The organism is Candidatus Bathyarchaeota archaeon (genome assembly GCA_018396705.1).
Lineage (GTDB): Archaea > Thermoproteota > Bathyarchaeia > Bathyarchaeales > Bathycorpusculaceae > DRVP01.
Map to the genome: position 1 here is coordinate 209,663 of JAGTQZ010000009.1, position 12,436 is coordinate 222,098.

A 12,436-nucleotide genomic window follows, 5' to 3' on the forward strand; every position below is an offset into this window, starting at 1 on the left:
AGCTTTGAAGAAGAAAGTCACCGTTGAGTTTATGTTCAGCGATGAGGCGTTCGACCTCGACGCGATAACCTGCGACTATATCCTAAGCATTCTCAGAGAGGCGGGTCTTATAGGCGAAGAAAACCAGCCGAAATGGAGAGTAACCATAGAACTGTTAGATGAAAAGGACGAAGACAACCTTCAAGAAACAGCATTGAAACCACCAACACCAAAAGAAGAGCCAACTATTGACTTTGAAGAGCTTTACAACCGCATAGCCACTGAAAGGGAAAAACTCGAACTGAAAAGGCTGAAAAGGCATGAGAAACTGCAACGCCTAATCCACAAACGACCACACCATAAAGCCTACATTACGTAAGTTGAATGAGACAAAGAATTGTAATCCTAAAATTTCTGTATAAAAAAATGGGGATTTGCGGGAGAAATCTCCATGCATTCTCCTGTTCAAATCCCAGCTACCCCACCATCCTTTATCAGAAACTACGTTTCCGATACCTTCCTTTTTGATTAGCGTTTCAGTTTTGCCTTGTATCTGCGTGTAATTTTGTTCTATTCCTTTAATGAAGATTTGGAGTAAGTTTTCAACTGTTCTGCTTATGTTGATTCCATATTTTTCCGCTTTTTCTAAAAGTTCTTTTTCTATTTGGATTGTTGTTTTGGTTTTCATATAACCACCATATGGCAAATGCCATACATTCTTTTTTATTCTAAGGATTGCTCTAAGTCCTTTGTAAACCTCAACTCTTCCGCCGCCTCGACGAACTCATCGTATCTATATGTTGGAACTTTACATGCAATAAATTCGCCGAATGTCCTAATTTTATCCGCAATATTGCGCAACGTTTTTTCCGTTTCAAAAGACGGTTCTAGATAGATTTCAAATCTACTTATATCATGCATTCTTAGGTGGTAATGAGCTTTCGAAATTTTCTCTTCTATTATTGAAGGTCTAAGCAAATAAGATTTCCTTGATATGCATTCTATTCCAATATTCCTGTTTGGGTCGATATATGATAATCCGCTTACAAGAAGGTCAAATGGATAATAACCCTTAGGGCACTCATATTTAATATCCGTTGGAATTCCTAGGCAATCCCGAATAGTTGCATAATGGGCATACGCATATAGCTTCAGAGCAATATGGTGCACTCCCTCGTCTTCTGGAGAGAACACAAACCTATCCTTTGCCTCTTGTAAGTGTTCAACTAATTTTTCATAATAGACTTCCATCGGCATTTGCCATAACTCAATAACTAAATCATGTTCATGATAGGTTTTGAAATCTCCCTTTTCGTTAGAAGCAGTTTGGTTCTGTGCTATTTTTTGGAATGAATTGGTTAATGCTTCTATTCCAAATTTTTAAAGTGTTTTCACAGTATTGTGAAACGTTTATGCCTAATTCTTGTGCGTGTTTGAAGATTTTGGTTTCTGTTAGGATGCTTGTTCTGGTTTCATAGGTTTCACGGTATATACTTGTATGCATAAAGCGTTATGCAATCATTACACTATGACATGTTCCTAAGCAGAGCAAGAGATTATTCTTCTTGTTCTGTTTGTCCCACCGCTACTGTGTCGAAGTTTTCTGAAGTCCTCACGTTTTGCGGCTCGGATGCTTTAGTTTGGTTTAGTGGTTAAAACTTTATACGGTCAGTCCCTTTTTATGGTAGGCGAGGATGAAGTTTGAGGGTTGTTTTGAAGGTAGCGGATAAAATTAAAATGCTTGAAATTCAAGGGGCAAGGAACATTGCCATAGCCGCTATCAAAGCCATCGAGACCATGGCGGTTCAGACTACGGCCAAGAATAAGGAGGGTTTTTTGAAGGAGTTATACGCCGCGAGAAATATTCTCTTCACATCCAGGGCCACTGAACCATTAATGAGGAACGCTGTTCGCAGGATACTTGCCCGAGTGGAGGAAAGTACAGAAGATGATGTCAAAGTCTTGCGCGATGTTGTTTCATCCGCCGCCAAGCAGTTTTTGATGGATTTTGACCGTTCAAGTGGGCTTATAGCTGAAATTGGCGCCAAGCGGGTAAAAGACAAAGCGGTAATATTCACTCACTGTCACTCATCCACGGTTACTAATATTCTCAAGAGGGCAAAAGCGCAAGGGAAAACATTCGAAGTCATCTGCACTGAAACTAGGCCGGTTTTTCAAGGAAGGATAACCGCCAAAGAGCTTGTAGAGGCAGGGATAAAGACAACGCTGATTGTGGATTCCGCCACTCGCTTTTTCATGAACGAGGCTGATATGGTCCTTGTGGGAGCTGATGCTATAACCTCTGAGGGAAACGTTATAAACAAGATTGGCACAAGCGCCATAGCCCTAATCGCTAAGGAGGCTAGGACACCCTTCTATGTGGCCGCGGAACTTCTAAAGTTTGACCCAGAAACTATGTATGGTGACTATGAAGAGATAGAGGAGCGGAGCCCAGAGGAGATCTGGGAAAATCCGCCTAAAGCGTTAACCATAAGAAACCCGGCCTTCGACATCACAAGAAGGGATTTCATTCACGGCATAATATGCGAGGAGGGGATAATATCACCTCACTCAATAGCGGAGGTTGTCCGGAGAAGGTATCCTTGGGTCTTCAACTCAGGTCTTCCACGTCTCTAGGGCTACGGCGAGTTCCTTATGCTCTTTTGCATACTCCTTAAGAGGTATCTTCCTCATGACGGCGTCTACGGCTTGCCTCATGGCTCTAGCTCCGGCTATAGTTCCATCTCTATGACCGTGAATGCCCCCACCAGCTTGTATGACAAAGTCTCTTCCAAAAATCTCCATCAAGGCAGGCACAAGCCCCGGATGCAGACCGCCCGAGGCCACGGGCATGCATGGCCTCAAACCAACCATTTCTGTTTTCAAAGCCTTAATGTTCTCTCTTACCTCCTCCATTGTATCGGACATTTTGCCAACCACTGTTCCCACATGAAGCTGATCCACGCCTACGATCCTTGCCAGCTTGGCGATTACTCTCATGGCTATGCCATGCCTCGGGTTTTTGGTTACCGCTGCATGTCCAGCTCGATGGCCGTGGATAACTAGTGGAAGATCCATTTCACGGAGACTCTGTAGGGCAGCGAAGCCGACTGTTAGAATGTCCACCATAATGCATTCGCCGCCTTGGGAAAGCACGTATTCCGCTCGTCTAATCATCTCGTTAGCTTCAGCGGTCACATTAGCCATGTAAATCTTCCTTTCACCCGTCTCCTTCTCTGCTCTGTCTCTGCTCTCAAGAGTTTTCGTTACCCTATCCTCGAACCTGTTAAAGCGTTGGCTGCTCAGGTTCTCGTCGTCCTTAACGATGTCACATCCACCCAGCCAAGCCTCGTAGGCCACGCGGGCATGATCCTCGGTTCTTAAGCCAAGTTTAGGCTTTATTATGGTGCCAACCAGTGGCCTGTCATAAATTTTCAGAAGGCTGCGGATGCCTTCTATCCCATACCTTGGACCTTTAAAGCTTCTTGCAAGCTTTTCTGGAAGAATTATGTCTAACAGTCTTAGGGATCTAAGAGTGCGGAGGCCAAAGATGTTTCCGGCTATGCTGCTGAGGAGGTTAGGCATGTTGCCTTCCTCGAAAAGTTCTGTGGGATAGGCGATCTTAACGATGTTGCTACTTATCTCGAAAACCTTGGCGGCAAAGGCTTTAACATACTCTTGTTCAGTCGTCAACTCTGTCCATGTACCGATGGAGCTTTCCGCTGCAACTCCACCCGCAGCCTCTTCTATGCTGGTGCCGTCAGGCTCAATATAGAAAACGCAGATAACATTGTTGCCGTCGGGTTTATAACTTAAGTTTACAAAGTCGATATAGCGCAATTAACCCACGCCCCTATTGCTTAAACCTTAATAGTACATGTAGATAAACTTCTCCGGAGATGCCTATTATGGAGCTCGAAGCCAGAATCCTTGACATAAGCGCCAGTGGAAGGAGAATTGTACTTTTGAGTGATGAAACAGCCAGCGCCTTGGGAATACACTCTTCAGACAGAGTGCAAATCACCTACAAGAGTCGGAGAATAGCAGCCATAGTCAACATTGCCAGCAGTTTTCCCAGCAACCAAATAGGCCTGTATAGGGAAATCGCCCAAGAGCTTGGTATAAAATCCGGCGAAAATGTTGATGTACAATATGCATGTCTCCCTAAATCCCTAAATTTTGTTAGGAAGAAAATCATGGGGAAGAGGCTGAGTGAAGAAGAGATTAAAGCGATAGTTAGTGATGTGGTGGAACATCATCTAAGCGACGTTGAAATAGCAGCCTTCCTCACGGCCATACATATCCGAGGGGTTAGTATGGATGAAATAGCAGCCCTATCCAGTGCAATGGTTGAAACAGGCAAAACCTTGGACTTTGGCAAAAAACCCATTCTCGACAAACACAGCATTGGAGGGATACCTGGCGACAAAACAACAATTCTTGTGACGCCCATAGTGGCGGCAGCCGGCTACGTTATACCTAAAACCTCCTCAAGAGCTGTAACCTCCCCCGCTGGAACCGCTGATAGGGTGGAATGCCTCTGCCCAGTAAATCTATCTGTAGAGGAGATAATCGAAGTTGTAAACAAAACCAACGGATGCATGGTCTGGGGAGGCGCCCTTGAGCTAGCCCCAGCCGACGACATCTTCATCCAAGTGGAATATTCCCTAGGCATAGATCCCATGCTTCTTCCCTCTATAATGAGTAAAAAGAAGGCTATTGGCTCCACCCACTTGGTGGTTGATATTCCCACCGGAAGAGGTGCTAAGGTTAAAACTATAGGGGAAGCTCAGCTGCTTGCCGGTGACTTCATCGAGCTTGGTAAAGCCTTGGGGATTCAAGTTCAATGTGGAATAACCTTTGGGGAACAGCCTTTAGGCTATGCCATTGGACCCGCTTTAGAGGCAAAGGAAGCTCTTGAAACTATTATGGGCGGCGGTGCGAGAGATCTCAGCGACAAAGCAACCGAGTTGGCTGGCATCCTATTTAGGATGATGGGAATACATGATGGGAAGCGTCAAGCCGATTTCATTCTAAAGTCAGGGAAAGCTGAGAAAAAACTTAGAGATATAATTGAAGCTCAAGGTGGTAATCCGCGGATAAAGCCAGAAGACATTAAAGTAGGCGATAAAATTGCAGAGGTCACCTCTAACAGGGACGGCCAAGTTTTATGGATAAATAATCAACACATTGCCCAGATAGCAAGAGAAGCGGGAGCCCCGAAAGACAAGGGCGCTGGCGTTAAACTTCACGTTAAGCTTGGAGACCGTGTCAAAAAAGGTTGCACTCTATTTGAAATATATGCTGAAAGAAGCACCAAACTGGAGAGTGCGTTAAAACTGGCTGAAAGTCTTAACCCCATTGGCCTAGGCAAAAGATGGAATGAACAAATGCTCATAGAAACAGTTCCAACTGAGACCAGACATCTGAAAATCTTTGCCATAGAGCGGTAAGGGTAATAGATCCTCCAACGGTTTTCGGATATTTCCAGTTTTATGATTTTGATTGCTAGTTTCCATTAAAGAAAACGCGTCTTTCATTTCAGGTGAGACTTTCCAATAAATATTTCATGATTATTCCTTTAAGGGTGGAATTGTTAAGTCTAGAGTTGCCTTTGTGAGCTCTGCGTCTATTCGTTGCATTTTAAAACCTTTTTTAGCGCATAAATCAATCATTTTATAATTGTCTGAAGCTAAAAAGCCATAAATTGTTTCTAAATTCATGTCCTTGCCAACCTCGATGATGCAGTCCATAAGCTTTGAGCCTAAGCCTAACCCTTGCCATTGATCTCCAACAACCACGGCGAATTCCCCGCTTTTTCTCCCCGGATCTGTTGTTAGAAGGCTTACTCCGATGATTTTTCTCTTCTCCCCTTGAATCTCTGCAATAATGGCTATTTCCCTGTCATAATCTAAGTTGCAGTGCCTTGTCAAGGTTTCATGGGAAAACTCCCTGAACACTTGGAAAAACCGAAGTCTCATAGTCTCCTCGGAAAGAGAAGAGTAAAACTCTCTCAACAGTGGTTCATCTTCTGACTTTATGGGGCGGATGATCACCGGAACCCCATTTTTAAGCGTCCACTGAGTAACGTATTTTCTTGGATAGGGCGCAATCACGAGATGCTCGTGAGGATGAGTTTTCTCCAAGATTCTTTCCGAATCAATGATTATTCTGGCGTCAACAGCTACGGCGCTTTTTTCGTCCACTATTAATGGGTTTATCTCTATCTCCTTTATTTCGGGGAGGTCTACAACAAGTTGGGAAAACTTAACTAGAATTTCTTCGAGAAGCTTAAAGTTTGGACGGAAATCGCTTGCCTCTGAAAGTTTGTAGAATCTGGTTCTTTCCATAAGCCGTCTTGCAAGCACCTGGTTAAGAGGCGGAAGCCCAACGCTTATGTCTTGCATTATCTCCGCTGCAATCCCACCTGTGCCGAAAATGATTACTGAGCCAAATTGGGGATCTTTCCTTGCACCGAGTAAAAGTTCATATCCTTTCTTCAAAACCATGGGTTGCAGGATGACGCCTTGGAACTCTGCATCCGGACGCATTTCCTTAACTCTCGACGCCAACTCATCAAAGAAAGTTCTAACCTCCTCCTTTGACCAAACGTTGAGGATTACTCCACCAGCTTTTGACTTATGAATTATTTGCGGAGACAAAGCCTTCATAACCACTGGAAACCCAAGCTCCGAAGCCAAGATCTCTGCTTCTTCAAGCGTTCTAGCTACAACCGTTTTTATAGTGGGGATGGCGTAAACTTCAAGAAAATGAAGGGATTCCGGTTGATTTAGAACAGTTCTGCCCTCACTAAAAGCTTTTTTCAAGACTTCTTTAAGGAATGTTGGGATTGAAACTTCCACCGGGATTTCCTCTGGAGTTTGATAAAGAAGCTCCAAGTTCTGGGTATAGCTGTACATGTACATGAAAGTGGAAACTGCCTGTTCAGGTGTGCTGAAAGCAGGCACACCTCTCTTTTGTAGAATCTGTCTTGCCTTTCGGCACGCTACGCTTTCGCCTATAAAGGACGCCAGAACAGGCTTGTTAGTCTGTTTAGAAGCTTGAATTATGGCTTTAACTGTTGAGATGGGATCAGCTGCCCCTTGGGGTGTATAGATGATTAGGAAACCGTCGCTATTGGGGTCCTTAAAGCATATTTCCATCACTTTGCTAAATCTTTCAGCCGTTGCTTCCTCTAATATGTCCACCGGGTTAGAGACACAACAGTAGAGAGGCAAAACGCTCTTCAAAGCTTGAATTGTTTCGCTGCTCAATTTAGAGAGACGCCCCCCTCTCGAAATCAAAGCGTCGGTAGCCATCACACCTGGGCCACCGGCATTGGTTATAATTGTGAGGTTCGGGCCTTTTGGGCTTGCTCTCATAGCTAAAGCTTCTGCGCAGTTAAACAAGTCGCTTATAGCCTCCACTCGGACTATGCCTGCGCGTCTAAAGGCCGCGTCGTAAACGGCGTCTTCTCCACACAAAGCTCCAATGTGAGACAATGTTGCCTCCGCGCTTTCAGGAAAGCGTCCAGCCTTTATCACCATGATGGGTTTGGCTCTGGCAAAGCCTCTGGCAGCGCTCATGAACTTTCGTGCGTTTGTCACGCATTCCATATAGAGAATTATGCTGCGGGTTTGTGGATCCGTTCCGAAATAGTCGATCAAGTCGCCGAAATCCACATCCAGCATGGATCCTACTGAAACTACCGCGCTGAATCCAATGTTAGCTTCAGAGGCCCAGTCTAGAACAGAAGCGCATAAGGCTGCACTTTGCGATATGAAGGCTATTCTCCCAGGAAGGGTTGTTTTATCTGCAAAAGTGGCGTTCAGCCTAATGCTTGGCCTTATCACACCCATACTGTTGGGGCCTATTATGCGCATGCCATAGCGATCCTTAATTTCAAGGATTTGTTTTTCAAGGGCTTCTCCTTCCTTACCGGCCTCTCTAAAACCCGCTGAAATAATAATTATTCCTTTAACACCAGCTTTCCCACATTCCTCCACAATTTGGGGCACGATGTGCGCTGGTGTGGCGATTATTGCAAGGTCTACTTGCCATGGGATCTTTGTGATGCTTGGATAAGCTGTTATGCCTTGAATGGTGGATTTGAAGGGATTAACAGGGTAAACAACCCCGGGATATCCTACTCCAACTAAGTTACGCAACAGCTTTGCCCCTATTGAACCTTCTCTGTCGCTGGCGCCTATTATGGCTACTCTTTTCGGGTTGAAAATTTTGTCTAGATTTTCGGTGCCCACTCCCCGGATCCTCTAATTAAGACTAATAAAAGTATATACGCCATATATTTTTAACTACCACTTAAAATTTTGATCATGTGCAGTTTTGCTCTATACGCATTTTAGCCTGCAAGTCCGCCAATTACAACGAAGCACTAAAGAAATTCTTGTTTAACCCTTAAATAGTTAAAATTATAAGAAAATGAGTGGGGAGTTGCTTGCCTACACCGTTTTTCCAGTTTCCCAACATTTACGAGTTAGCATTGCTCTTATTATTGCTTATTATAGGAATCGCCATTATTATCTTGATTGTCAAAGTTTTGCTTTTCATACTCCCCGCCGCCATCATTGCGCTTGTGATCTGGTTCCTCACCGGCAGCCTTTTCCTAGCTGGCGTGGCTTTCTTGGCGGTAGCTTTTATCTCATTGTTGAAACACTAGCAAGGCTACATTTCACATTTACATTTCAGCAAAACCGCCCTCTCTAGCTCTGTCATATAGTTACATTTGAGTGGTCAAATAACTAATCAATTCATGGGCGTTAGTGAAACGTTCAATGCATATTGGGTTTTATGGTAAAGTTTTTAGGTAAGTGCGCCTCAGCCCACAACGAGGGCTAAACGCGTTTAGCCCTCTCTCAGACTTAAATTGGAGGCGACTAGGCTTGCCGAAGAAGGGAAAGAAGAAGGAGGAGAAGTGTGAAGAGAAGAAGTCTGAGGAAAGCAAGCCTGCATCAGGCACGTGTACATAGTCATGCTAAAGAATGGCTATGCAACCCTTTTCATTTTTCCCTTTATTTTATCCATGTCCTATGCAGAAATTCGGTCAAAAATCTTGAAGGCCACGTAGGCGAGAAGGAAGATTATGCTGCTTGATATAAATGTATAAGCGAATCCCATTTTTTCAGCTAAAAATGGGCCTATGAAAGCACCGCAAGCAGAGCCCGCGCTAACCAATGCGTTGAATAATCCTGATTTCCTTCATATAGAAGCTCCATTGAACATTAAAACAAAACTTAGAATAGGACATTAGAGCCTCGGGCGGGATTTGAACCCGCGACCACCGCCTTTTCGGATCCACAATTCACTTTACCAAGGCGGTGCTCCACCAGGCTGAGCTACCGAGGCATGGAGACTCTAACAAGAATTTAAATTGCAGAGTCTTTAAAGGATTTTGCAAATAAAACTTAACAAATACTTTTATTATTCAGACAAAAATGCAAAATAATGGTGCAGCTTTGAAATGCGGGGGTCGCCAAGCCTGGTCAAAGGCGCAAGGCTTAGGACCTTGTCCCGTAGGGGTTCGTGGGTTCAAATCCCACCCCCCGCACTAGTTAACTGGTAAATTATAGATGTCAGTGTTGCTTTATTCTTCTTTGATGGTTGTGACGAGGCTGGCAGGAGACAAAAGCCAGTAACCAACACATTCTAAAGTCAAAATATCCTGCGTGTTTTCGAAACTCTTTTTAAACTCTTACACTTCTGTTAGGAAACACTGATGTAAAAATAGCGGTTTTTAATGTCATGTGACGTCTTTTGCTTTTTGCTTCTTGTGATTGTTATGAGGGTTGTTATAAGCAGCAGGAGTATTGGCGATGTTATTGTTGGGTATTCTGGTATGATGTTTGTTCCTTGGATCGTTACGGTTTTTGTGCTATGCGTATAAGTGAAGTATAGGTATGTGTTTTCCGTGTCTGAGAGTTCTAAGGCGTATGTTACGGCTTGTCCGTTGATGGTGATGACCCAGCAGTTTTCGGTCCAAAGGAACTCTTTTGGGATAATTACTCTTGAGAAGCCTATGGTCCCGTCTAGGCCGGAAACGTTGAATTTTATGAACGGGCCTTCCTCCGGGTTGATGTATAAGTCTGAAACTGTTGAGTTACTCATTATTTCAATGATATATGTCAATCCATCGATGGTTATGAGGGGCAATGGTGCAGGGGGAGCGAGCAGCGGATAACGGTCAACGATGCCATAAGATGTTTGGTATGGCTGATCGATTATTCCGTCAGAACCCTCCTGATCTTGGTTTGGCCCATGATATACGTCTGCCCCGCTGTAGCCTAGCCAGTAATTTCCTCCCATAGGGTAGCCTCCATCAAAATAGTTAATAACTCCATCATCAACTTCAATATCTACGCCGTTCTGGTAAAACCAATTGTGGTATATTCTATTGTAAGAAGCCATGTAGATGTATATGCCAAATCCATTGAAGGCGATCATGTTTCCAGCAATTGTGTTATTGTCGGCATTCTCGTGAAGATCAACTCCGGATCCGCTGAAGGTAATATTATTTCCATAAATTAGGTTTTTTGTGGCATAGGAAAGACTGATGTCGCTTGCACCATATGCGGTTATTGTGTTCCTTAAAATCTTATTCTCTGAAGCGCTGACCGCTATACCAGATGCTGTTACAGAAAAGCTACCATTCAGATAATTTTCTGATATGATAGTGAAGTTGCAGTTTTCTTGGATTACGATGCCGCTTCCAGCGCCAGTCACATTGTTACGCAATATAAAGTTGTGAGTTGAGGGACTTCCTAGGCGGATTGCCAAACCATTGTCTGCCAAACTGTTTTCTGATATCATACTGCTGTTGGAATATTTTAAGTCAATTCCCCAATTATTACCTGTTATATTACATGCTTGAACCTTAATGTTCACGCTTTGATACAAGTTAATACCAAAGGCATGTCCCTCAACGTTCAAGTTCTTAACGGTCACATTGTTTCGCTGCCCCAAATCCACTCCTGTCGTTAATTGGGATTGTGACCCATACACGGTGAAACCATTACCATCAAGAATAATGTTGTCCCGCTCTATGACAATGCCTTTTGCCATAAAACTGTTCACGCTAATGTTGTCCCACAGCTTATACACTATCCCATCGGTTGTATTAATTGGCGCACCAACAGGTTCAATACGTCCGTCACTCCTTATGTAAACAGTGCCAACCCATGCATGAACCATGGGAACCCTAGAAATGAAACACAAGAAAGCCAATGTTAACAATGCTATCCCGCAAACAACAAATACACGTCTCATTCAAAACACCAAAATCCTCATTAATATAATGCAATTTTAAAATTTTCGTAGAGCCAAGCAAAAGAAGCATACTTTCTGTTAAACAATATCTAAAGGAACCGGCTAGTATTGGATAATAGAAGACAACGTCTGCAGCTTACGACCAGCAAGACCACTTCAATACCTGTTCCTTAAAAACATCCGAAGAACGCTATGTAGTTGAGGTAAGAAAAGGCAAATTCGTCTTTCTTTACCTGAAAATCCTTTTGTACACCATTATTGCTGCATCAAAGCTGTATATCGTCTACTCCCACGCCGAGAATGGCTAAGTGTATGTACTTAAAAGTAGAAGGAAGGGACTCAATCCTAAAGTGTGGCGCCCTGGCCGGGCACCGCCATTCTGGGTACAAATCCCTCCCCTTTTCAAGGTTCCTTTTTCATGCATTTCTCTGTCACCTTGGAAGGGGAGATTGTTCATTTTTGAACACCAGCATCAAAATACACCGCTGGGTGCCCTTATAAAGTTACGGTGAAATTTTTACTTACACTGATATTTTCAGCGTCTCTAATGGTAAGTAAGATGTCAAGGAAACTTGAACATCTAGTTCTTGATCTTCTTTTTTAGTTTTGCTTTTCCATTACTTGCAATTTTAATGTTTTGGGCAGGATAGTTGCTGGTGTCGTGTTTGGCATGTCTAGATGACGCCGATTTAAGGGATTTCTTGTCGGTTTTGAGAGTGAGTTCTCGTAATGTTTATGGTCGAGGGTTGAAGCTTTTTGAGCAGTTTTATGCTGGTCAGGGATCTTTGAGGGATTTTCTGGATCGAGTTGAACGGGATAGGCTTTTGCCTAGACGCGAAAGGAGGCGCATAGCTATGGAGGTTTTGAACGCTTTTGTGGTTTGGCTTCAAAGTCGCGGTTATGCGCCAAAAACCGTTAGGGTTTATGTTGGGGCTGTCCAAAGCCTAGCCAAATATTATAATATACCCATGAGCTTGCGTTATGTGCGTCTTCCACCAGCACAGCCAGTATACAAGAAGCATCCCTGGACTTTAGCGGAGATAAGCGAGTTTATAGCCGCCATGGACAAGCCAATGTACCGAAGCATTGCAGCCTCCATCCTCCAAAGCGGATTAAGCCTATCTGACCTGCTAACCCTAACATACGGCGACATCAAAGAAGAGCTTGAAAAAGG

11 protein-coding genes and 2 tRNA genes are annotated in these 12,436 nt (G+C 43.7%); 6 read left to right on the forward strand and 7 right to left on the reverse strand.

Annotated features, from left to right (window positions below; translation table 11 throughout):
• Positions 1–4: 4 nt before the first annotated feature.
• A complete protein-coding gene (locus KEJ24_09295; GenBank protein ID MBS7648010.1) occupies positions 5–358 on the forward strand; it encodes a hypothetical protein in 354 nt (117 codons plus the stop codon).
• Here the strand turns inward: KEJ24_09295 and KEJ24_09300 are convergent.
• Together KEJ24_09300 and KEJ24_09305 are read right to left on the reverse strand one after the other, a co-directional pair.
• Positions 317–667, reverse strand: coding sequence for a type II toxin-antitoxin system CcdA family antitoxin (locus KEJ24_09300; GenBank protein ID MBS7648011.1), 351 nt, complete (start codon positions 665–667; stop codon positions 317–319). The two genes, KEJ24_09295 and KEJ24_09300, sit on opposite strands and share 42 nt — an antisense overlap.
• Before the next feature lie 35 nt (positions 668–702).
• Positions 703–1,236, reverse strand: coding sequence for a hypothetical protein (locus KEJ24_09305; protein MBS7648012.1), 534 nt, complete (start codon positions 1,234–1,236; stop codon positions 703–705).
• Positions 1,237–1,680: 444 nt separating this feature from the next.
• On the opposite strand from KEJ24_09305, the gene KEJ24_09310 reads away from it, so the two are divergent.
• The gene (locus tag KEJ24_09310) at positions 1,681–2,616 is read left to right on the forward strand and encodes an S-methyl-5-thioribose-1-phosphate isomerase (protein MBS7648013.1); all 936 of its coding nucleotides are present in this window, start codon (positions 1,681–1,683) and stop codon (positions 2,614–2,616) included.
• Here the strand turns inward: KEJ24_09310 and rbcL are convergent.
• The gene (gene rbcL, locus KEJ24_09315) at positions 2,596–3,810 is read right to left on the reverse strand and encodes a type III ribulose-bisphosphate carboxylase (protein ID MBS7648014.1); all 1,215 of its coding nucleotides are present in this window, start codon (positions 3,808–3,810) and stop codon (positions 2,596–2,598) included. The two genes, KEJ24_09310 and rbcL, sit on opposite strands and share 21 nt — an antisense overlap.
• A 77-nt stretch (positions 3,811–3,887) precedes the next feature.
• Between rbcL and KEJ24_09320 the strand changes: the two genes are divergently transcribed.
• Complete coding sequence (locus KEJ24_09320; protein ID MBS7648015.1) at positions 3,888–5,432, forward strand: AMP phosphorylase; 1,545 nt, start codon at positions 3,888–3,890, stop codon at positions 5,430–5,432.
• A gap of 120 nt (positions 5,433–5,552) precedes the next feature.
• Here the strand turns inward: KEJ24_09320 and KEJ24_09325 are convergent, their stop codons facing one another.
• Positions 5,553–8,240, reverse strand: a complete 2,688-nt coding sequence (locus tag KEJ24_09325; protein MBS7648016.1) for a bifunctional acetate--CoA ligase family protein/GNAT family N-acetyltransferase — start codon at positions 8,238–8,240, stop codon at positions 5,553–5,555.
• A gap of 197 nt (positions 8,241–8,437) precedes the next feature.
• On the opposite strand from KEJ24_09325, the gene KEJ24_09330 reads away from it, so the two are divergent.
• The gene (locus KEJ24_09330) at positions 8,438–8,659 is read left to right on the forward strand and encodes a hypothetical protein (protein MBS7648017.1); all 222 of its coding nucleotides are present in this window, start codon (positions 8,438–8,440) and stop codon (positions 8,657–8,659) included.
• Positions 8,660–9,027: 368 nt separating this feature from the next.
• Here KEJ24_09330 and KEJ24_09335 read toward each other — a convergent pair whose 3' ends face one another.
• Positions 9,028–9,174: a hypothetical protein gene (locus tag KEJ24_09335; protein MBS7648018.1), complete on the reverse strand. Its 147-nt coding sequence runs from the start codon at positions 9,172–9,174 to the stop codon at positions 9,028–9,030.
• Between the two features lie 76 nt (positions 9,175–9,250).
• Positions 9,251–9,345, reverse strand: a tRNA-Thr gene (locus KEJ24_09340).
• 117 nt (positions 9,346–9,462) lie between these two features.
• Between KEJ24_09340 and KEJ24_09345 the strand changes: the two genes are divergently transcribed.
• Positions 9,463–9,547, forward strand: a tRNA-Leu gene (locus KEJ24_09345).
• A gap of 155 nt (positions 9,548–9,702) precedes the next feature.
• Here KEJ24_09345 and KEJ24_09350 read toward each other — a convergent pair.
• Positions 9,703–11,262 carry a right-handed parallel beta-helix repeat-containing protein gene (locus KEJ24_09350; protein ID MBS7648019.1) on the reverse strand — a complete coding sequence of 520 codons (1,560 nt, stop codon included), beginning with the start codon at positions 11,260–11,262 and terminating at the stop codon, positions 9,703–9,705.
• 650 nt (positions 11,263–11,912) lie between these two features.
• Here KEJ24_09350 and KEJ24_09355 point away from each other — a divergent pair.
• Positions 11,913–12,436 (forward strand): hypothetical protein (locus KEJ24_09355; protein ID MBS7648020.1); only part of this gene is annotated, 524 nt, incomplete at its 3' end.